Source organism: Dyadobacter frigoris, assembly GCF_005280585.1.
GTDB lineage: Bacteria > Bacteroidota > Bacteroidia > Cytophagales > Spirosomataceae > Dyadobacter > Dyadobacter frigoris.
Genome location: NZ_SZVO01000004.1, coordinates 95007 through 118274, shown reverse-complemented (window position 1 = coordinate 118274; position 23268 = coordinate 95007). Strand labels below are relative to the sequence as shown.

At 40.4% G+C, this 23268-nt stretch carries 17 protein-coding genes; 9 read left to right on the top strand and 8 right to left on the bottom strand.

Features of this window, described 5'->3' with window-relative positions; translation table 11 throughout:
* Window positions 1-8 precede the first annotated feature (8 nt).
* Window positions 9-899 (top strand): helix-turn-helix domain-containing protein, encoded by an 891-nt coding sequence (locus tag FDK13_RS09720; protein ID WP_137339796.1) that lies wholly within the window; start codon window positions 9-11, stop codon window positions 897-899.
* Between the two features lie 228 nt (window positions 900-1127).
* Here FDK13_RS09720 and FDK13_RS09715 read toward each other — a convergent pair whose 3' ends face one another.
* From FDK13_RS09715 to FDK13_RS09685, 7 genes are all read right to left on the bottom strand, one after another.
* Window positions 1128-2018, bottom strand: coding sequence for a DUF1684 domain-containing protein (locus FDK13_RS09715; protein ID WP_137339795.1), 891 nt, complete (start codon window positions 2016-2018; stop codon window positions 1128-1130).
* Window positions 2019-2235: 217 nt separating this feature from the next.
* A complete protein-coding gene (locus FDK13_RS09710; protein ID WP_137339794.1) occupies window positions 2236-3687 on the bottom strand; it encodes a RagB/SusD family nutrient uptake outer membrane protein in 1452 nt (483 codons plus the stop codon).
* 27 nt (window positions 3688-3714) lie between these two features.
* A complete protein-coding gene (locus tag FDK13_RS09705) occupies window positions 3715-6981 on the bottom strand; it encodes a SusC/RagA family TonB-linked outer membrane protein (RefSeq protein WP_137339793.1) in 3267 nt (1088 codons plus the stop codon).
* A 650-nt stretch (window positions 6982-7631) separates the two neighbouring features.
* Window positions 7632-8042 (bottom strand): carboxypeptidase-like regulatory domain-containing protein, encoded by a 411-nt coding sequence (locus FDK13_RS09700; RefSeq protein ID WP_137339792.1) that lies wholly within the window; start codon window positions 8040-8042, stop codon window positions 7632-7634.
* Window positions 8043-8109: 67 nt separating this feature from the next.
* Window positions 8110-9069: a cytochrome-c peroxidase gene (locus tag FDK13_RS09695; protein ID WP_229215994.1), complete on the bottom strand. Its 960-nt coding sequence runs from the start codon at window positions 9067-9069 to the stop codon at window positions 8110-8112.
* A 14-nt stretch (window positions 9070-9083) separates the two neighbouring features.
* Window positions 9084-9542 (bottom strand): protein-disulfide reductase DsbD domain-containing protein, encoded by a 459-nt coding sequence (locus tag FDK13_RS09690; protein WP_137339791.1) that lies wholly within the window; start codon window positions 9540-9542, stop codon window positions 9084-9086.
* A gap of 155 nt (window positions 9543-9697) precedes the next feature.
* A complete protein-coding gene (locus tag FDK13_RS09685; protein ID WP_137339790.1) occupies window positions 9698-11011 on the bottom strand; it encodes a peroxiredoxin family protein in 1314 nt (437 codons plus the stop codon).
* Window positions 11012-11277: 266 nt separating this feature from the next.
* On the opposite strand from FDK13_RS09685, the gene FDK13_RS09680 reads away from it, so the two are divergent.
* The 5 genes from FDK13_RS09680 (at window position 11278) to FDK13_RS36400 (ending at window position 17715) form a co-directional block, all read left to right on the top strand.
* A complete protein-coding gene (locus FDK13_RS09680; RefSeq protein ID WP_137339789.1) occupies window positions 11278-12588 on the top strand; it encodes a hypothetical protein in 1311 nt (436 codons plus the stop codon).
* A 378-nt stretch (window positions 12589-12966) separates the two neighbouring features.
* On the top strand, window positions 12967-13608 hold the full coding sequence (locus FDK13_RS09675) for a YceI family protein (RefSeq protein WP_137339788.1): 642 nt from the start codon (window positions 12967-12969) through the stop codon (window positions 13606-13608).
* Between the two features lie 298 nt (window positions 13609-13906).
* A complete protein-coding gene (locus tag FDK13_RS09670; protein ID WP_229215993.1) occupies window positions 13907-16660 on the top strand; it encodes a TonB-dependent receptor in 2754 nt (917 codons plus the stop codon).
* Between the two features lie 27 nt (window positions 16661-16687).
* The gene (locus FDK13_RS09665; RefSeq protein ID WP_137339786.1) at window positions 16688-17497 is read left to right on the top strand and encodes a DUF4397 domain-containing protein; all 810 of its coding nucleotides are present in this window, start codon (window positions 16688-16690) and stop codon (window positions 17495-17497) included.
* A gap of 92 nt (window positions 17498-17589) precedes the next feature.
* Complete coding sequence (locus FDK13_RS36400; protein ID WP_262711815.1) at window positions 17590-17715, top strand: hypothetical protein; 126 nt, start codon at window positions 17590-17592, stop codon at window positions 17713-17715.
* A gap of 166 nt (window positions 17716-17881) precedes the next feature.
* Here FDK13_RS36400 and FDK13_RS09660 read toward each other — a convergent pair whose 3' ends face one another.
* Window positions 17882-19489, bottom strand: coding sequence for a MutS-related protein (locus tag FDK13_RS09660; protein WP_137339785.1), 1608 nt, complete (start codon window positions 19487-19489; stop codon window positions 17882-17884).
* A gap of 1436 nt (window positions 19490-20925) precedes the next feature.
* On the opposite strand from FDK13_RS09660, the gene FDK13_RS09650 reads away from it, so the two are divergent.
* From FDK13_RS09650 to FDK13_RS09640, 3 genes are all read left to right on the top strand, one after another.
* Window positions 20926-21468 (top strand): carboxypeptidase-like regulatory domain-containing protein, encoded by a 543-nt coding sequence (locus FDK13_RS09650; protein ID WP_137339784.1) that lies wholly within the window; start codon window positions 20926-20928, stop codon window positions 21466-21468.
* Window positions 21469-21525: 57 nt separating this feature from the next.
* Window positions 21526-22302, top strand: coding sequence for a SusD/RagB family nutrient-binding outer membrane lipoprotein (locus FDK13_RS09645; protein ID WP_262711814.1), 777 nt, complete (start codon window positions 21526-21528; stop codon window positions 22300-22302).
* A gap of 627 nt (window positions 22303-22929) precedes the next feature.
* The gene (locus FDK13_RS09640; RefSeq protein ID WP_137339783.1) at window positions 22930-23268 is read left to right on the top strand and encodes a TlpA family protein disulfide reductase; all 339 of its coding nucleotides are present in this window, start codon (window positions 22930-22932) and stop codon (window positions 23266-23268) included.

Sequence of the window (23268 nt, the reverse complement as noted above, 5' to 3'; positions counted from 1 at the left end):
ATAAAAAAATGAAACATTATAAAAACCTGAGTGACCTGCATCGCGATAACGGATTTCCTCCGAATGAAAATCCGTTGTTCAGTATTTATCAGTGCAACGGAGCCTGTTCACTGGGTGAGCAAGAGTTTACCAGTGATTTTTATATGATCGGCTTTAAGAAATTGAAATCCGGCATCGTCCTGTATGGTCGCACCAAATATGACCATGACTGCGGGTCAATGATGTTTGTAAAACCGAGACAGGTGATTGAAATGAGAAATCTTCATTTGGATGAAGATGGATTTTTGATGTTTATACACGAAGATTTTCTGAATGGCCACATCCTTCATAATGAGATAAAAAAATATCATTACTTTGATTATGAAGTCAATGAAGCACTGCACCTTTCACCGAAGGAAGAAATAACGATTTGGGATTTATATCACAAAATTGAAAACGAGTATAACAACAATCAGGATGAATACAGCCGGGAGATTATACTAGCCAATGTTGGTACGATGTTAAAATATGCGCAGCGTTTTTACAAAAGACAGTTTATCAACCGCACAGAAATTTCGGGAAAAACGGTCAGCAAATTTGTTGAAGAAATGGATGCATACCTGGCGAACGGATTATTGAATAGCAAAGGTCTCCCTTCGGTTCAGTATATGGCCGAACGCCTGAACATTTCGTCAGGATATTTAACCGACGTTTTAAAACAGGAAAGTGGAAAAACGGCGTTGGAGCATATTCACATTTACCTTATATCCGAAGCAAAAAACCGGCTGAAATATGAGGAGCAATCCGTATCAGAAATTGCCTACGCACTGGGATTTGATAATTTGTCCTACTTTTCAAGACTCTTTAAAAAAGAGGTTGGCATGACTCCGATACTGTTTAAAAAACAGGTACTTAACTAAATTGATTTTTAAATTTTCCAAAATCACCGATTTCTTTGTTCAATTTAAAATGAACAAATTGTATACACTTCTCCAATTTCGAACTGTAATACGATAACCCGCCGGGTTTGCATAAAAAACTGAGTTCAGGTACTATCAGATTAATCGAAGAAGAATTAAATTGCTGTCTGCTTTATAAATTCTTTATCCAAAGAGCGAAGGATTGCATAGAGTCCTTCGCTCTTTAAATCAATGATGACCATAATTCTTCTCACCAGCAGTAACAGCCAGTGCAAGCACATTTTGTTTGGGTGGAAGCGGACATGTTGCATAGGGGGTGAAAGCACACGGAGGATTTATCGATTTGTTAAAATCCAGATAAGTGTAGCCTTCTGCATCAAGTTTTGTCGTGTAAAGAAAACGGCCGGAACCGTAAGTTTCTTTCTTATTGGTTTGATCTCCAAAAAGAATAAAAAATCCTTCGCCTGATTTCAGTGCGTCCAGACGATACTCTTTGCCTTTGATATTAAAAACCAGAACACCCGGAGAATCCTGCTGATCCAATCTGCCAGTGATGTCGATGATGGGAATTTTTCTACCTTCAGTCGGTTCAAATTTCGCTTTTACACGCCAGTCTTCGGAAATCGGATATGTGTTGATACCCGTAAATTCCTTCAAAAAAGGACTTTCAAGATCCCTTAGCCTTACCGCAAATTTATCCCCGCGTTTGATGATAAACCATCTCAGCGATTTATGTTTCAAAACAACCGGTTTGTCATATGGAAATATACTGAGCTTTGTCACAAGCTGATCGTTATAATAAATTTCAGCTTCCGGCTTGGCTTCCAAAGTGATTTGTCCTTTTTCAACCACGAACTCGCCAAGTGTTGCGGGAGAACGATCAGCAGGGAATATAATTTTATTTTTCCCGTCGCCCCCAAAAGAATTCCGGCCTTCTTCCAGCCAAAATAAACCAGCCAGGTTAAGCCAGCCATTTTCCGTTTTCAATGCCTCAACACGTTCTGCATGCCAGGTCTTGATTTCGTTTTCGTAGGCACTGTCTTTCACAAAACCAACTGAGATCAGCCCGAGAAAAAGTAAACCTGCAATCTTTGTTTTGATATTAAAGTTAGTAGTCATAATAGAAGTCCGATAAAAATTTTCACAAAGCTCAAATGAAATAATAAACTCAGAAAACGCTCATAATAAGAGTCATAAATATAGAATACAAAATCAATAGATTTAATATATAATCAATAAAAATGCAAACCTTACCACAACAAAAAGTCGAAAAAACTCAAAATAAAAAGGCTGAATCTGCTTGCCACAATATCGGACAAGCAGATTCAGCTTATTATTAAAGTAACAGTTTGTTGGAAGTTATTTCTGTATTAGGAAGCGGGAAAATATAATTGGTTTGTGACGGCTCAACCGCGGGCGCAATCAGGGCACTGCTGGATTTTGCCGGAATAGTAAATAAATTTCTCAGCAAATCATTTGACCGGAATCCTTCACCCAAAAACTCTATTCTTCTTTCTTTCAAAATAGTACTAACCAGTGCGGTCTGTGTGCTGATGGCTGCCGATGGAAAAACATAGCTGGCATCGGACCTGCCTCTAACCGCTTGTAATAAGGCAGTTGCCGTTTGCAGATCTCCCGTTCTGGCCGCTGCCTCTGAATAGTTCAGCAATACTTCGGAGTAACGGATGATCGGTAAATAATCGAGAAAAGGTGAAGGTTTATTGTACTTTGTCAAAAACTGAACGCCGGAAGCGGTTCTGGCAAAAGTTCTTCGCAAGTCGGTCGATTTCCATTCTGTTTCTCCCCAAATCCCGGCAGGATTCAGGTTATATTCTGAATTGGCATTGAACACATAAGGAAAAGAAGATTGTCCGGTTACGTTATCAAGTTCGGTCATTGGCACTGATAAAATCGATTCGGTGCTGGTATAATTCGTTGTAAAAATCTCCACAATATTTTGCAGCTTATGCGCTACACCGGTTCCGGCTGTATAAGGAGCGGTCGTTGAAACGATCTTTTTTGCTTCTTCAATCACTTTTGCATAGTTACCGCTGTTCAGATAAACTCTCGTTTTTAAAGCGATCGCCGTATTTCTGTGCGCTCTTGTGGTATTAAGCAGCGACGTCGAATAAGTTAGCGGAAGATTTGCTTCTGCCTCATCAAGATCTTTGATAATTTGTGCATAAATTTCCGCTACCGTGCTCCTTTTCAGATCATTATTCGCTGTCGTGGTTTCCGCCAGTAAACGTAAAGGCAAACCTTTTGATGCACCTTTGTCTTCATTGAAAGGACGCGCATACAAAGTTACCAGATCAAAATAACTCAAAGCCCTCAAAAATTTCGCTTCTGCAACATATTGTTTTCCAACTACATCCGTAACTTTTCCCGGATTATCAGCAATTCCTTTGATCAGAATATTGGAATTGTTGATCGTTGTATATGCCGCAGCCCAGAAACCAGCGACAAAATTCGATCCCGCGTTCAGTGTTTGGCTCCATGCTTCAAAAGCAGTGAAGGTATTGCTCGTCCGGTTTATGAATTCTTCACCCCTTGCTTCGGTATAGGTGTAATAATTCCCGCCATAAAAGTTGGCATTTTTAGCCGCTTTGTAGATTCCATTTACCAAAGCGAGAATTCTGTCCGCCGTGTCAAAAGCATTGGCTCCGCTAATGGATACTTCGGGTGCCGGGTTTAAAAGTTCTTCTTTATCGCAGGCGGTTGTACCCAGAAATAAAGCTAAACCCAAATAAACTGCGATTCGGCGTGATGATATATTTGTTTTTTTCATAATAATCTTTTCTTTAAATCGCTTTTGTTAAAACCCTACATTAAGACCAACAGTGAATGTCCTGGCCTGGCCGATCGAGTTTTTTTCAACTCCCGGTGTGGTATTTGAATTTCCGTTCACAGAAGATTCCGGATCGGTTCCCTTGTATTTAGTCCATAAAAACCCGTTGGAAACCTGCGCATAAACTCTGACAGAACTAATTCCTGTTTTGATCAAAATTGATGCAGGCAAACGGTATCCCAGCGAAGCATTTTGCAAACGAATAAAATCCGCTTTCTCTGCATTGGTGGAAACAGGGAAAGAAGAACCACTCGAAAGCTGATCATTGTAAACCACTTTTGGAACATCGGTAATATCACCCGGTTTTTGCCAGCGAGTCAAAACCTCCGTGGAATTATTGTAGGCACGCTGATCCAGCAGCGTTGCCCGGGTGCCGTTCATGACAAGATTACCACCCGAATAGGACAGGTTAATTCCCAGATCAAAGTTTCGGTATTTGAAATTATTGATAAATCCTCCATACCACCTTGGCAAGGCATTACCCAGCAGGTAATAATCTGCACCCGTAATAGCAGCGGCTTTCGTACCATCCAGATAAGACCACTGATTATCTCCGGCTCCGACAACCTGGCTGTATTGTACTTTTTCACCTTTTGCATTAATGAAAATTCTACGGCCATTTTCCGGATTTACTCCGGCTGTTTTTGCTCCGTACAAGCTACCAACCGAATTTCCAACACGAGTAACATTGGTTGTTTCATAGGATACGTGGGTCGTACCAACAATGTCCGTATTTCCATCTGCAAGGGCTGTTACCTTGTTATTCAGATTGGTATAATTTAAAGAAGCGTTCCATGAAAAATCTCCTTTACGGATCAGATTTGCATTGATACCTATTTCAATTCCGCGGTTGTACATAGAGCCTACGTTTCCAAGAATGGCATTGCCCGGTATCCCTTTTGAAACGGCCTGTGGTGCGCTCAAAATAAGACCATTTACATCATTATTGAAATACGTCAGTTCAACCTGAACGCGATCATTCAAAAAGCCCAAATCTGCGCCGATGTTGGTTTGCTCACTCGTTTCCCAGCCCAGCGCCGCATTTCCTGCCTGAGAAATCGCTGATGTTGGTACACTCCCATATAACGAACCGCTGTATAGTTCAAGCGAACTGTAAGAATTACTCAAATTACCATTTCCAACGCGTCCCCAGCTTGCCCGTAATTTAATGTTGTTCAACACAGAAGCAACCCTCGAATTCTTGTAAAATTCTTCTTCCGACAGTGCCCAGCCTCCCGAAACACCTCCAAAATTTCCGTATTTTTTCCCGGCACCCAATGCTGAGTTTCCGTCGCGTCGGAAGTTAAATGTCAGGAAATATTTTTTACTTAGATCATACGTGATCCTTGAAAAATAAGACAGATAAGCGCGCTCATTAAGATCATTATCCGAAGCAGTGATCGAACCCCAGTTTCCCTGGTAATTCTGATAAAAAGGATCAGAAGTTTGCGTTCGGGTGGCCCCCCAAGAGGAATTGTTGAATTTCTGAATGTCATAACCTGCAAGAACGGTTACCCCGTGTTTGCCCCCAAAGGTTTCTGAATAATTTAATGTATTAGTCCAGTTCCAGCTATCACGAATTGCGGAGACATTGGCTACCGAACCTTTGCTTGAATAACCATTTCCCTGAACAGGACTATCGAAACTTACATTATCGGTACGCAGACGATCCACTGCATAAGAAGTATTAAAATCCAGGTTTTTAAGAAGCTTTGCCGTAGCTCCGAAACTTGCAATCACACGATCATTTTCTGATGTATACCGATTCAGTTCCAGAAGCGCTACGGGGTTTCCAAAATTACTAACTACCTTATTGTTACCCATTCCGATAGTATTCGGACTCGCTGTGCTGATGTTGTAGCTTCCATCTTCATTGAAAGCGGGTACATTCGGCGGCAATGAAATGGCCAGACGTGCAGCACCTACCAGAAAGAAATTTGATCCTGGCAGAGACCCGTTATAGGGTGATTTATTGTAGCTGGTATTGTAAGAAACACTTCCTTTCAGCTTCAACCAGCTGTTAACGGTCTGGTCTATGTTGAAGCGTACTGCTTTCCTTTTAAATTCATTCTCTTCCAAAAATCCATTTTGTTTGGTATAATTTGCCGAGAAATAATATTTGGTCGTTTCTGTTCCACCTGAAACATTTACGTTATGATTTTGGGAAACCCCTTTCCGGTAAACGTAATCATACCAGCGGGTATCTATCGGCGAGCCGTCAGAACGGGTATTAGGGAAAAACAATGCCGAAGCTACATTATCATTATTTGCATTTCCGCCTAAAACTTTGGCATTCAAAACCGCCTCATTTTTAATGTCAATATATTGTTCTGCATTCAAAAGCTTGGGCAATCTGACCACATCTGAAACACCTGCCCAGGTTTCATACGAAATCCGTGGCTTACCGGCTTTACCTCTTTTAGTCGTAATCAACAAAACTCCGGCTGCTGCACGGGATCCATAAATGGAAGTAGAGGCAGCATCTTTCAATACGTCAATTGACTCAATATCAGCCGGATTAATATCACCCAACGGATTATTAGGCACAGCCGTGCTGGCTGAAACGTTACCGGTATTGATCGGAATTCCATCGACAACCACCAGCGGATAAGAGCTCAGTGAAATAGAATTCACACCACGGATCCTGATCACCGGCGGATTATTTAACACGCCGTTTGGCTGAGCGATGCTTACCCCGGCCGCACGGCCCGCCAGCGCCTGGTCAAAACTTTGAACGGGTTGCTCCTTTATAGCTTCTCCCGATATGCGCACGGCTGAGCCTGTAAATTCGGCTTTCGTTTGCGTTCCATACCCAACCACCATCACCTCGCTCAATTGTTTGGCATCCGTAAGCAGTTCAATATTAAAACCTGCCTTATCATTGGCCGAACGCTCAATAGGGCTATATCCGATAAAGGAGAAAACCAGCGTTGCATTTTCACTAACCGTTATCGTATACTTTCCGTTTTGATCCGTGATTGTGCCATTGGAAGTACCTTTTTCCAATACCGAAACACCGGGTAAAATATCACCGGATTCCTTGTCTTTTATGGTTCCTGAAATAACTCTCTCAGCCGCATCCTGTGAAATTGTATGATTGAAAGTTGAATTATTCCCCTTTCTGTTTTCGGAAAAAACCGGGTTAGCGGCTAGTAAAACGGCAAGCGGGACGAGTGCGTGGACAGACCTTATCTTCCAGGACTTCCGCAGTAAAGCGTAGTATTTTTTTTGCATTCTAATAGGTATAAATGATGGGTAATTTTTACGATCAAAAACAGTATAAGCGGCCATGCTCTGTCTGGTCAGGACAGATGCAGACATAGGAATTCCTACTCCGAAGTTTTCAACTCAGGAAGGAGAAAAGGCAATCGGATCAGAACTAGCGATGACTTGATTGTGAATTAAGCAAACAATTCGCAAAGCCCGGATCTAATTACAGCAACATGAATTGAGATGGAGAAATGACGTGGCGCGGTTGGCACAAAAAGGAACTGCCGAGAGTAAATGTTTTGGTTTCATAACTGCTATGATTGAAAAATTGACTCCTTACCCACAGGTGGTTTACAAGTAAAGATTATTAGTATACTTAAATGATAGACAAAGTAAATTAAAAAAAATTAAAAATACAACAATCATAGCTTTTTAATATTCATGACTTTGGGGCGAATTATTCATTCCCGCCTCTTATTAAAACATAAATATCTAACTAAAAGCTATTTAAATAATAAAATTTCTTTATTTTTAATTACAGAAGTTAATTCTTCGTTGGCGCTCATTCTTCTAATAATCGTATTAAATTCAAGTTTATCGAAGGCTTCAATGATCGATGTTCTCTCGAAATCCTTTCCTTTACAGATAAATGTAAGATGTTTTTACTTATTGTATCAATGCTCTGAAATTGCCGGCTTCTTTTTAGAACCAAAATTTAAAACAGATTTCGCAGCAGAAAATTCTTCTCCGGTATCAGGCGTTTTTGAACCTAAAAAACCTGTTCGTTCTTCCTTATTTTCATCGAGCCGTATCTCATAACGCCAGCCGCTTCCAACGATTATTTCTTTGCTTTTAAAAAAGCGCGATGAAGCCTCAATCGTATCTCCTTCCGATACTGTCAAATCAAAATACCCATCGTTTTCTGTTACTAATCCTTGATTTGAGCCTTTCACCCAAACGACAATGCCTGATAAAAGATCACGGTTTTCTGACGAAGTGATAATACCAACAACCTCTTTTTTCTGAGCCGAAACCTGAAAAGACAGTACAAGAAGCACGGCTGCGATTAGATATTTTCCGGTCATGTTGATGAATGATTAAATTGAATAAATTTTATTTTTTGAGACGGATAATAAAAACCTCATCGCTCCATTATTTTTTCCTGAACCGGTCATCGGTTAAGGCTTCGAGAAATGCGACAACATCATCAATTTCTCCGTCTGACAAATTCAGTGAACTTCCCAATGACAAGTCACGGTTAATACTGTTGGTAACAAACTTATCCGGCGTATTATAATATTCAACAACCTGACGCAATGTTTTGAACATGGCGTTATGCATATAGGGCGCCGTGACAGCTACATTTCTCAGTCCCGGAATTTTAAATACACCAATATGCGAACTATCAGAAGTTATTTTGAATCTTCCGGGATCTTTAAACTCTTTTCCGTTGAACAAACCGATGCTTTTAAAACGGTCTGCTGTAAAGTCTTCACCTGAATGACAAGTAGCACAATTGGCCTTACCGATAAACAATATACGTCCACGAATTGCAGCTTCGGTCATCGCCTTTTCATCTCCGTCCAGAAAACGGTCGTAAGGCGTGTCCGTGGTTTCCAGCGTTCTTTCAAAAGCCGCGATTGCGCTCAGAACATTTTTATTATTTACTTCGGTTTTAAATATTTTTTGAAAGGCAGTACTGTAAAACACATTCTTTTTTAGTCTTTCCACTGCTGCTTCCACAGGTAGATCCATCTCGTCGTGTGCTGACAGCGGGCCTAATATCTGTTCTTCCAGTGATTGGGCTCTTCCATCCCAAAAGAATCCGGTTCTTCCGGAAAGATTTGTCAGGGATGGACTGTTTCGCGTCAAAACTGTTCCTTTATCTCCTATACTAAAAGCGGCAGTATCCGCAAAAGCAAAAGCCGGAATGTGGCAAGAGGCACAGCTGATAGCCATACCTTTTGAAAGAATAGGGTCAAAAAAAAGTTTTTCACCGAGCTCTTCTTTTGTTAAAACTTCATTTCCCTCCCGTTGAGGTTGAAAAGCAACAGTAAAAACAAATGCTACCGCACCCAGTATTACCATACCGTATTTTCGTATCCTGAACATTGTTTTATCGGAGATTAATTAACCTGAAAAGATTCCTCAAAAGGCACACAGATACCATCTTTACTGCTGCATAAAAGTCCTTTAATGGTTCCTTTGACGATATAGTCCTTTTTTACCAACTTAATTTTCTGTCTGAATTCTGCCTTTTCAGTGAAATAAGTATAAGCCACATCCCAGGTCGGGTCGATTGTTTTTTTAGGTTTAACAGGAGTGATTTCACCTACAAGTTTGTAGGCTTCGTTTTTTTCAAAACCGAATTTTGTAGGTAGCGGGCCAATATCGCCCTTAAAATCTGAGGAATAAAGTTTCCAGTTTTCATTGATATCGGCAGAAAATATTAATTCGAGCTCCTGCCCGGGTATCGCTGTCGTATTTGAAACGGTAACTTTCCATCTGGAAATATCTTTGTCCTTTTGCCCAAGCGCAAAAGTTGATACAAAGACAAAAATGGTAATCAAAATACGGAACTTCATGGTTGTAAATTTTTAGTCTGCTTACTGATTTAACCTAATTTTGATAAGGTTAGCGATCTGTCTGCGAATTTTGATAACGTGTTAAACAACTGCAAAGAACATTGCTGTCTTCGCAGTTGTCTCAAAATACCGCGTACTTATTAGTAACCTATGGATTATTTAGAGCCCTTAGTCTCACTGGTATTCAGTGAAGTAAATGTAGCCGGTACCGGTTCTGCAAGAAGTTCATCAAGATCCTTATTCCATTTTGCTACATAGTCCTTGAAGTATTGGCCCGTGATTTCTCCGGTATATCCTGTGTGTATCTGGCGAACATCACCTTTACGATCAATCAAAATCGTCGTTGGAAAAGCCATCATGCGGTTTAGTGCCGGAAGTTTTTCAGATGCTACTTTTTTATCAGCAATACCTCCAAAAAGAATATCGTATTCGATACCATATTTCTTTTTCAGCGTGCCCAATGTATATTTTGCATATTCCAGATCATCCTTTTGTTCAAAGCCAATGGCGATTGCTTCTACCCCACGCGTCTTATTTGCTTTGTACCAAGGCGACAGAAAAGCGGTCTGATCTGTGCAGTTCGGGCACCAGGTACCAACGATCTCGACGATAACTACTTTCCCTTTGTATTTATCATCGCTTAATGAAACCTGTTTTCCATCCAGATCCGGGAGCGTAAAATCAAGTTTGCTATACCCTTCTTTCAAATGTGTCAGTTTGTAAGGATCAGGTAAAGCTGCCTGGTCATTTTTGCTTCCCTCAAATTTCGTATTGTCATAAATCCCGGAACTGATCACGCCGGTGATGGATCCATCTTCATTTATCTTTCCTTTGTAAACTCTTGGGTTAGGACCGGAAAAATGTGACAGCACAAATTCATCGCCCTGCACTACACCTTCCAGCTCGCGGCTGTCTCCAACGGTCGACATCACCACACCAGTCAGTCTGTTACCTTCCTGTTTTAGCAGGGCAACGTTGTCGGGCATTTTTGCTTTGCTGAAAACCTGTAAATCCCATTTCCCTGATAAATTATGTTTTGTAGGCTGTTCCTTACCTTTTTCTACAAAGCGGTAATCTTTTCCATATTCAGCAGAAAAAGGAAGCGAACTTCCACGGAAGCCCGGAACCAGACTTCTGTATTCTCCTGTGATCTTTCCATCTGATTCCACATTGGCAACCAGAGCGGCGTCATAGGTATTCATTTTTACAAAAATAGAATCTCCTGAAAGTTTAGTAACCTTAAAATCATCCCTGCGAGATCCGTTTAAAAGTGTAAGAACCGGATGTTCTTTATCCTTTGCGTTGTATTCAAAATTGAAAGGAATGTGGGTTTCGCTGATTACAAATTCTCCGCGCCAGATTCCTTGTTTCGGTGCTTTCGCTCCGGGGTTTTCGGCTGCATTTGCATAGCTGCTCAAAATAGTGACACCTGCCAAAGCCACCGCCTTCATCTGATTGTTGATTTTCATACAAATCGTTTTGTTAAAATAAAAAATAGTTAAAATAACCGGAAACATTTGCAGGATTTTTTCCGGTGTAAAAGTTAACTAATCAAAGGTGGTTTTTAATCAGTCGTTGTTTAAACGTGCTGCAAATATAAAACAGGAAAACATGATAACAATAATTTGTCTATTAATTTTATAGACTTTATAGATTTAATCCGTTTTCGTACCACCAGATTCCTTGCAGGGAAGTTTTATCAGGTATACTTTTGCCCAAACTCTAAATTATAATTATGTCTTTACAAGATTCTTCGCATACATCTTCCGGCTGGAAGGCGTATGAAAAAATTGCGCTCCGAACTGCCCTGATCTACGCAGTTATCAGCACCATTCCCTTCACACCTGATTTCTACACACAGGATTTCGATGCAGGCTTCAATGTAAATTCCTACACTTTTCGCTGGTTTGATGCCATTTCGCAAAACAAACCCTGGTTCTTTGCAAGTCAGGAAGGGAAAAATTATACGGGCTGGTTTATCACAGTTTTAGTTTGTGCGCTCGCCGGTTTTCTCTGGAATATTCTTGACAAAAAACGCAAAGACTATGAGCGTTTGTACTACTGGTTTTATGTGGCGGCCCGTTATGGAATCGCGTTGAGAATGTCCTGGTTTGCGTGGGCGAAAGTATTTCCGGTGCAAATGCCCTTTCCTACTATAAGCCAGCTAAATACCAATCTTGGGGATTTCACTCCGGGAAAACTTTACTGGCTCACAACAGGAGTTTCTCCCTTTTTCGAGGTATTTGCCGGCGTGTTCGAACTATTGGCCACCATCCTGATTTTGTACAGAAGAACAACCACAACGGGCGCCCTGATGATGATTGCAATTCTGGTGCCGATCTGGTTTGTAAACATTGGTTATGACGCCGGTGTTGAGCTTACGAGCATGCATATTTTAAGTCTTTCCCTGCTTCTTCTTGTACCTGACAGCAAGAAATTTTACGAAATTCTTATTGAGCATAAACCGGTTGCTTTAACTTACATTCCAAAAATTGAATTCTCAGACCGCTGGAAAAATAATGCCCGACTGGTCTTTAAATATGGTTTTATATTGATCTTTATCGTTTACCGCGGCTTTGGTTATGGCAATCTTTATGCCAACGGAAAATCCTTTAAACTTCCACTTGACGATGGTATTCCTGGCGTTAGTGGTATTTACAACGTCTCTGAATTTAAAATAAATAATCAAACCATCCCCTATTCAGCTGGTGATACAGTGCGCTGGCAAAATGTAATTTTTGAGAAATTCAACAGCATCAGCGTCAAAATTGATAAGCCATTTCAGGTTAATACTAAAAATTCCATCCGCACAACTGAGTTTTACGGCAGCATCGGCAGGTATTATTATGGCTATAAAGCAGATACGTTAAAACATGTTTTCACGCTCTCCAATCGGGCCGATACCGCGAGCAAGCTTGTGTTACATTACCAGCATCCTGACGATAATCATTTTATTTTATACGGATTAAACGAGCGTAAAGACTCTGTTTATGTGGTTTTGACCAAAATTGACAAGAAATATCCTTTGGAGCAAAAGCGTAAATAGACAGCACAAAACAAAATGATTTGGTGGCATTCTCCCCGATTCATTTCAAAATAGTTCAGGAAATCTTTCACAATCCGGAAATCTTACCCTTACCTTTGCATCGTCCCACAATGACACTCCGCTGGTAAATCAGGAAAAAAGATTGACGATTGCTCTTTTCCTGACTATAATAAAAGTCCGATAACCACCTATCCGGCTTTAATAAAAATAAATGCTGGTCACCAATGGGAAAAATGCTCCCGGGATTAAACCGATATTCTAAATCATTAATCATCTAAAATATTATTACCGCTCAGTGTACTCATTATTATAATTTATTAGTATACTAAAACTATAGATTTAATATAATTAATAATCACCTCTCAAAAAAACATAGTTATGAAAACGATTTTATTATCACTGATCTCATTAACGGCTTACAGCCTATCTTTTAGCAATCCTATCGATAAGAAAGTAAAAGAAACTTCCTATGCAGTTGATACACAACAAAGTAAACTCATCTGGAATGCCAAAAAAGTGACCGGAGAACATGCAGGAACGGCACCAATTAAAAGTGGATCACTTATTTTAAACGCTGGTAAATTAACGGGTGGAAATGTGGAAATTAATCTGAAAGATCTCCTCGTAACGGACATTAAAGATCCTGAATATAATGCTAAACTTGTTACGCATTTAAAAAATGATGACTTTTTCGCTGTTGAAAAATATCCGGTGGCAAAGTTAGAAATTGTATCTGCCAGTCCAACAGGCGCAAACAAATACACCATAAAAGGAAAGCTGACGATCAAGGGAATTACCAAAGAAATAACGTTCCCGACAGAAATTACTACCGACAGCAAAAAACTTACAGCAAATGCCAAAGCTGTTGTTGACCGAACCCAATACGGTATTAAATATAATTCAAAAAGTTTCTTTTCGTCCATCGGAGATAAAGCGATTGATGACACTTTTGACCTGAATGTAACGCTTGTTGCCTCTACATCACAATCGCCAGCCAAAGCAAGTGTCAAAGGAAAATAATTCAACACTTCATTTATTACAACACTACGCTATCGATTCGGCGATGTGCCGGCAAAGGGCAAATGCCTGATGTTTTACTGAAAGGTGTTGGCTGCTCCCGGGACTGCAGGCTCTCCGGCGTACTTTCACCAACCAGTATTAACAAGTCGGCGCATCGCCGAATTAAGACAATTCAAGCTACGTATATCTATTACCGGAATAAGGGAAATATGACCTTTTAGCGCTCAGTATTACTTTAAGGTTAATCTTTTCCTGCCGCCATCCGGCTTCCGGCTCACCCTGAATAATATTCATGTTTATGAAAAAATTTATCCTGTTATTTTATCTGCTGGCATCTTTTTCCTCATTTGCGCAGCAGCGAATTCTTTCCGGCTCAGTCCACACCTCCGAAGATGGCAGTCCGTTGCCCGGCGTTAACGTTTCCATCAAAGGCAGCAGACAAGGAACCATCACGGACGTAAACGGGCAATTCAGCCTTAATCTTGTCAAAGGAGAAACACTTGTGTTTTCTTTCATCGGTTTCACGGCGCAGGAAGTCCGCATCGGATCTGTCAATGAATATAATGTCTCGCTGGCCCCAGGCACACACACGCTGGGAGAAGTTCAGGTTGTAGGATCCAGAAATGCGAACCGTACGAAACTCGACTCACCTGTTCCGGTTGATGTAATTGACATAAAATCACTGCTCGAATCCGCTCCTCAGGTAAGTATCACACAGTTATTGCAGTATGTATCGCCCTCTTTCCATTCTGTTAATGGAAGCAATGCCGGAGATGCGGGTTCTGCTTTGAATTTATCACAGCTTCGCGGGCTGGGCGTTGACCAGGTTCTGGTTTTAGTCAATGGAAAACGAAGACACAAAAGTTCGAATATTAACTGGGGTGGATTAGGAAATGGTGCTACGGGTTATGATTTAAATTCCGTCCCGACCGCTTCAATACAACGGGTAGAAATCCTGCGGGACGGCGCAGCGGCCCAGTATGGTTCGGATGCGATTGCTGGCGTTATAAATATCGTTTTAAATAAAAATGTGGATCAGCTTACCCTTAGTTCAACGGCCAGCACCAGGCGTCGCGGTGATGGTACCACCACAAGAACGAATGCAAATTATGGATTTTCATTAGGCAAAACCGGGGGATATCTGAATACTACCGCAGAATTTGCTACGCAAGCCGTGGCACTTTTACCCGGAAATGATCAGGCAGGACTTTACCTGGGACCGATTTACGGAGGCGGCGCCAACACCAGAAGTTATGACGCAATTTACACCAAAGAAATCGATGAGAAAATTTTGGCCGACCGCGGTATAGACCGCCATTATTTCGACAGGCGCGGCGGCGGCTCCAACAAGGCAAAAGATGCGCTGTTGTTTTTTAATGCCGCCATTCCGCTGGCACAAAATGCAGAAGTTTACGCCTTTGGAGGTATAAGCCATCGTAATTCACAATTTACCGCAGTTTACCGTCTTCCCGGCTGGACTGAGCGCAATAATGCATTCTTGTATCCGGATGGCTTTTTGCCTGAAATGGAAAACGTTATCACCGATAAATCTCTTGCTGTTGGTATTAAAGGAAAAATACGAGACTGGTCGGTTGATATCTCCAATGTGTATGGAAAGAATAATTTTGGCAATGTTATTACCAATTCTTTAAACGCAAGTCTGGGTTTAAAAACGCCAACTACATTTGATGCAGGAAGTTACAACGCGAGCCAAAATACGGGCAGTATTGACATCAGCCGGTATTTTGATAAAGCACTGAAAGGAATCAATGTTGCATTTGGAGCACAGTATCGCGTTGAAACGTACCAAATTGTCGCCGGAGAAGAAGCGTCTTATTCGAAAGCTGATTTACGGACCGTTTTTGGCCTGGACACAACAGCCAGCGGAATTATTTATACTACGAAAGAAGGAAGTATCGGACTTAACGGACTTTCGCCCGGATCTCAGATTCACGCTGGTTTCCGACCGGAAAATGCTGTGAACGTGAACCGTTCTGTTTTGGCAGGTTATGCGGATGTGGAAGTGAATTTCACCCAGAACTGGCTTGTCTCCGGAGCATTAAGACTGGAAAGTTTCTCGGGTTTGGGTAATGTTACAACTTACAAAGTCGCTTCAAAATACAGCATTACGGACTGGTTGGGTATCAGAGGATCACATAATACGGGTTTCCGTGCGCCGGATCTGGCTCAGTATTACTACACCGAAACGTCGACCAGTTTTCAGCAGGGACGGGCGATTGATCAGGTAACGGCGTCCAATCAGAGTGCAGCAACACGTGCGCTTGGCATTCCGACTTTAATACCGGAAAAATCAAAAGGTTATACTCTGGGCATCACAACGCAGCCTTTCAGAAATTTTGAATTTACAGCCGATGCTTATCTTGTCGATGTCAATAATCGTGTTGGAAATACAGGAAATTTTTCTGCAACAGATGTTAATTTACCCCAGGAAGTAAGGAGCCTATTTGTACAAACCGGAACTACGCAGGCGAAATTTTTCTATAACTCATTCAGTACCCGCACAAAAGGTCTGGAATTAACGGGAAGCTACAAAACACCATTCCGCCGCGGCGCGCTTACCTTACTTTTTGGAGCGAATTTTGTAAAAACTGAAGTTACCAAAGTGAACACGCCCAAAGGACTGGAAGCATATCAATACATTATTTTTAATGATGGAGAAAAAGCAAGGGTAACGTCGAATATTCCGGGCAAAAAGATCAATCTGCAAGGAACCTATAAGATTGGGAAACTAACCTACATGGCACGGGCAATTTATTTCGGATCGGTCACCAATGCTTCCGCTTTAAATGCAACTTTCCCGAAGCCGGACTATTTCTACCAAAAACTGAAACCGATCTGGGTTGTCGATGCTTCTGTGGCTTATTCTTTCTCAAAAATATTGCAGGGCTCTATTGGTGTTAACAATGCCTTCAATCAGCTGGGAGACTATTCAGACCCGAAACTTAATGCACTTAGTAAACCCTCCATTATCGGAATCCAGAATGGAAGTGCAGGTATTCAGCCTTTCATCAGAATTACGGCGAGACTTTAATAACAAATCCCATTAACAACAATCCCAATGAATTTATATAAAACCATTCGGTCAGGTTCGCTCCTGAAACAGACCATAATCGCCGCCGTTCTGCTTACCGGATTTTCTTCCTGCAAAGACGCAGACTATCTCGATGTTGATGCGGCAGATCGTCCGCCATTGAGCGCATTCATCAGTTTTGTTAATGCAAGACCGATTAATACAGCGCTTAATTTCTGGACATTTACAGATAAAATCACCCCTGCTGCCGTCGCAATTAATGAAGCGTCGGCCTATTATCCAACTGTTTTTGGTAATGTACAGATCAATTTTACCGAAGGCACCAACACAAGTTATAAAGCTTCCTATCAGTTTGGAAACAGCGCAACATTTTCTGCCACCGGAAGGCCAAATGGCCCTATTGCAACTTTTTACCATACCGTTGTGGCGGCCAGAACAAGTAATAACAAATCGGATTCACTGATCCTTTTCTATGATGATTTGGAAGCTCCGGATGCCCAGAAAGCCAAGCTTCGTTTTGTTAATCTTTCGCCTGAAAACGGAACAATAAACGTTTTCAACGGCAAAACAGCCTTGTTCAGCAATGTTGCTTATGGCAGGGCAGCAAACTCATCTCTTGCTGGAGAGACGCTGAGTGCATGGTCTCTCGGACCGTTTCAAAATGTTAGTCCGGGTATTTACGATTTAAATTTTACCAAAGCAGACAACGGCAACACTACCGGCAGCGCAACCTCTGTAACATTGGAAGCAGGTAAAATTTATACCGTTTTTACACATGGACTTATCAGCGGCTCTCCCGGTTTTGGAGTTAAAGTGCTGGAACATCCGGTTAAGTAAAATGGCGACGGATTATGGCTGGTATCTTTTTTGCAGGAAGTGTTACGGGGCATCTGACATTGATGCATTTTTCAAAATAAAATATTGTAACTATGAAAAAGATAATTGGATTAGGCGTCGTAACCGGAATAGTTGTGTTTGCATTTCTTAGATCACTGAGCGGAAAAGTCAATCGCAGATTATACGATGGCAAAAAAGAAAATACACAGCTGACATAAGCAAAAAAGCTTACATCATCCCGTAATATTTATAGAGATTTTTATCTCACCTGCGGGCCGTTTTCTGAAATACAGAAACGGCCCGCAGGTCTAAAATTTATCAAACCTGTTATCTGCTCAATGCTTGAAAGGAAATAAAAAATTAGAATTACATGATAAATGCGGCTTAATCATTGCCGTTAATTTTATAATTGTAAATCTGGCTGGCCAATTGAGTGGCTTCTTCTATAACTTCGTTAGGGTAATCATTTAATTCTAAAATCCTTATCGCATTCGTATTGGTTAAATTACCCGGTTTGATCTTATAATCAAACACAATATTGCCATCCCGGACTATCTCGGTGAAATGAAACATAGAAAAAGTATCTTTTAATAATTCAGCCAGTTCCATATCATGCGTGGCTACAAAAGTGATATTATTTCCCTTGTTCAGGTATGTCAAAACTGCCTTACCGGCTGCGATTCGTTCAACCGTGTTTGTCCCTTTAAATATCTCATCCAGCAAGAATAAATTTCCAAAACCAGAGTTACTTTCTTTCAGTAAGTCTTTGATTGTCAACACTTCTTCAAAATAATAACTTTTATCATTTAAGAGGTCATCAGAAATCCGGATTGCAGAATGTATTTTAAAAACAGGAGTCACAAATTCCTTTGAAAAGCAAGTATTAATCGTTTGAGCAGCGATTGTATTTATACCTATTGTACGAATGAAGGTCGTCTTTCCAGACATGTTTGATCCGGTCAGCAAGGCTGATTTTTCATTTAGATCTATCGAATTCGGAACGGATTGGTAGATCAGCGGATGATAAACCCCTACTGCTGTTACTTGTTTTTTATCCGGGATCATCGTTGGGAAGCAAAAGTATGGCAAGTCTTCACGTAAAAAATTGATAGACATAGCTGCATCTATTTCTCCTATATATTCGTAGACCTGCTGTATCTGCACCCTTTTTGAATCAAGTTCTTTTAAGACATTATAAAGCACTAACGGCTCTATCAGAAATAATGCTTTTACTAATTCAACCAAATATTCTACGGCCTGGCCAACCTCACTTTGTAGTTTTACTTCAAGCTTAAATAGTGACATTTGTATCCCCAGACTATCTATTGCCTTAATCGATTCACTGATACCGGGATGCAAATCCTTCATACCTTTGAACGTTACAATTTTTTTAGCTGCCTGGTTTAATCTTAATAATTGCGGGATTGAGCTACTATACTGATACAAATTAAGCTTATTCCAGTAATGTATCCCAAAGTTAACGGCCAGTAACAAAACAAGAAAAATAAGTACCTGCGGAAAAATAAATGATAATAAAACCGAAGATACACTCACCAGAGAAAGGAGCGGAATAATCGAAAACCACTTTGGTTTTTGGATATGGTTTTCAAGAAAGAGTGACGGGATGTAGTAAGCATCTTTTTTGTTTAATGCAGATATTTCAAGTAAGACATTATCCCGGACCTCAGGATTTTCTTTCAGACTCTGGTTGATCTTTTCAAACTTTTCAGTTCTGTCATTACTGCCTGGAATAGTTCTCAGCACCTGGTACAAAAATTGCTGCCCGACTTTTGAAGTCGTTCGGTCCATGAACATAAATATCTCATTCATGTCAAGGTCCTGAAAAGTCCGGTCTGAAATGACCTGATAAAAATCCTTTTTATCACTCAAAATAAAAAACCGCTCTATTTTATTAAAGTCGAGAATTTCCTGTTTTATCTTCCCCGAATTGGCTTTTAGCAGAGCAAGCAGTTTCTTTTTTGAAATAAACATTGGGATATTTTTTTCCTTTCCAATAAAAGATATAGTTGGCTGGAAAGCCAGAGATATGTTTATTTTGGAATAAAAGATAATTTATTGATAGCCTTTTATTTTGGCTAAACTTCGGACGGATATCCAGTACAAAACAATAGAAAACGGCACCAATATGAATAGACTATTAGTAACGAACTTTGCTACCAGGCAGGCTGGTATAGCAACTATCCAAATGCCGAATAAATATTTTGCCCAGGGAAGTTTTGACATAAGTTAATCTTTTTGAACTATTAAAAGGAATTATATAAAAATATTAAAATCTTGATAGAATACCAAACCATAATAACAAATCATTGAATGTTATAAGCCAATTAGAGCCTGAAATTCTCGGTAAAGCTTTGGCGGAGAATTTAAAATCCGTCGGATAGTTATCACGGAATAGAAATCAACGCAGCAAAATCAGAAAATTTAATAAGTGTATATTTCAAAAGAGACGTTACGAAATAACTTTCACTCAGAAAAACAAAAGTATTCTTTCCGTTTTAGCCTAACAATTCGATATTGCAATACATTTTCAGAAAATTAATTGCATATCTAAATAACCAGGGCATTATCCATGAATATTGGCAAAGAACTTTTATTCTTTTTTAGTGCGTTAGGCGCTTTCAACGGACTGGTGCTAAGCCTGTATTTCTTCTTTTTTACACAAAAAAATACCTGGTTAATTATTTTCCGGGAACTTTGCTTTTTGCACTAGGCATACGTATCCTCAAATCCGTTTTTCTCTATTTTGATGGCAAACTCTCTAAAATTTATTTGCAGATCGGGCTTTCGGCCTGCTTCGGGCGCTGTGGCCAAAGATATTATCAGGATAACTCTTTATCCGCTCTTATAATGGATAATTCTTTGTGTTGTTGAGGTTTACCGAACGTTTTTTTAGTCAAAAAAATAACCTGAAAAAGGTATACAAGTTAAGTGTCGTATATGATGATAGGTTATCGACCTCACCTGGTTAAGTTCGTTTGTGAACCATGGACTCCGATGTATTGACGCATTCGCGCTCTGTGATCAAGAAAAAGACAGTCAAGGTTGGAGATAAAGCTAAAAATTGAAATAGTATAAATTATTATTTATAAAAGACTAAATTTCAGCATCAAAAATCAACAAATTAAATAAAAATTATTAGCTTTTTCAAAGTAATATTTACCTAATTAAATATTACTTTGAAAAAAAATACAAAATCCATTACCAGTTCACAATGAAAATGGCCAAATAAAATCGCTGTTTCACAAAAAATCCGTAAACGCCTATGCCCTAAACCCTCTACATCCAATCCCCACCACGAAAAGAGACCTCAGAGTTAGTACTTACCGGTTTGATAGCTTTTTAATTATCCTTCCTGGATGAACAGAGTCTCTATGTCCAAATTTTCCAACAATTAACTATCCGAAACAATGAAAAGAAAGCAGGAAGTAAAATGTCTCTTGTGGATGAAACTTGCCTTTTACCAAATTGTCGTTTTTACAGCTTCCATAAGTATATCGCTTGCAGCAGCACCGATGAAATCGGGAGGTATTTCCAGTCGTACGGTCAAATCTAAAACCGCGGTGAGACCTGTTACAGGTAAAGTAACCGACGGCAAAGGTGAGGCGATACCAGGGTCTACCGTGATTGTGAAAGGTAGCGAGACCGGTACGATCACTGATTCAGACGGCAAGTTTTCGATCGAGATTACCAATGACGCGGCCATTTTAACTATTTCATCCATTGGCTATGAAACCAAAGAGGTATCTGTCGGATCACAAAGTATATTTAATATAGTTTTGGAAACATCCTCTGCTGTCCTTAGCGAAGTAGTAGTAACTGCTCTTGGTATCCAAAGAGACAAAAAAGCACTTACCTATGCAACGCAGCAGATTGGGGCGACGAATTGCGACGTGCCTCCAACACAAACTTTGTTGACGCCCTTAACGGTAAGGCAGCAGGTATTGATATAAAAGTAAGCAGCTCGGGCGCAGGTGGTTCTACAAGGGCTGTCCTGGGATGATACAAGAATGGGTGCGCCTATGGAATCGTTTTTGATCGGCTTAAAGGACGGACGGATTTCGCAATATTATGCACCTATGGTTTCTTCGAATGCGGCATTATATGCAGATCACCCATCGATGCCTTACAAAGGTGTACGAAATGGTGCCTACATTAAAGCAAAAGCGGATCACGTACCATTCTCAAAAGTTGCCGAAAGTTTCCAGACTATTCGGACCAGAAGGAATTTTACAGCAGCGGAAGTAGCTTTTCTTAAAGCAGAAGCGGGGCTTAGAGGCTGGGCAGGAGCAGGTGACCCAAAAACCAATTATGAAAATGGTATAAAGTTGTCCTTCGCTGATTGGGGAGCCGGTGGCGTAGATGCCTATATTGCCGACGCTACAAGCAAGCCAATTAACTATGTAGATCCAATTGACGCCCGCAACAATTTTACTGCGGCTTCAACCATTACTGTGGCATGGAACGACGCAGATTCGAATGAATTGAAACTAGAGAAGATCATTACACAGAAATACCTTAACACATTCACCAATACGGTAGAAGCCTGGGTAGATTTCAGACGTACGCGCTACCCAAAAATACCGTTTGTGGCCAAGAATGACAGTAATGGCGATTGGGGGGTTATTCCAGCGAATGACTGGATCAAAAGAATGCCGTTTATAAATGCGGAGAGAACCGGCAATACGGCTGCTGTTACAGACGCTGTATCAAAAATGGGTACAGGGGCAAAAGATGATATTGCAACTCGCCTATGGTGGGATACAGGAAAAGCTTCAAACTTTTGACATCTAAGCCGACAGATCTTTTTAGAAGATAATGCTTGTATTAGCGCTTCGATTCTGTCCGAAAGCGTATAGGAAAAAGCCGCCACGATGGAAATTCGTAGCGGCTTTTTCTTTTGTGTATGTCCCGTCATGAAATCTTTAGACTGTAAAAAAGCAGTTGAATAAGAACAATAACTGGGGAGGGGCGCCTATACCGCTCCTGCCGGAATTGATGGTAATGTAGTCCACAGAAACCCAAGGTGCATTTGGCGGATTACAAGGTGCATTCTGAACATTGACTGTCCTTCCATCACTGCTGATACTGCTGCCGCAATCATTACGGACCGTGCAGGTAACCCTATAATATCCGCCCTGGTTTACGCCAATGCTTCGGTCGAAACTGTCCGTCCTTTGACACCGTTACTTCAAAAATTCTCATTCCTTATGTACGAATATTCGTACGTTTTTGCTCGGATTGTTCGTGGAATGCGCACCGTGGACAATTGGTATCGAAAGCAAGCAAAGTATTGATCAATATTTTTTAATTAATATATTGATAACCAGTGGTGTGTCATATTTAAAAGCGCCATATTGCTTTTAGATTAATAGGTACACATTAATTGGTTTTAACATCTGGATTTAAATGTTATGATAAATAGATTTTACCTTACGATTCTCTTTATCCTTCCAGGAGAAATTACATATGGACAGAGTCCTAAAATAGGGGATAAGTTACCCTATTTTACTTTGGATAGAGTTATTAATAGTAAACAGAATATAATAAAAGCAGAAGATTTACGTGGAAAGATTGCTATTATTGAATTCTGGGGTACTTGGTGTGCCCCATGCATCCCTGCTATGACTCATCTTGATGTACTTCAAAAGCATTTTTCAAATGATTTAGTTGTCATTGCAGTTTCTGATGATTCAAAAGAACGGTTACAAAAGTTTCTAACCAAAAATCCAATTTCAATACCTCTTGCATAA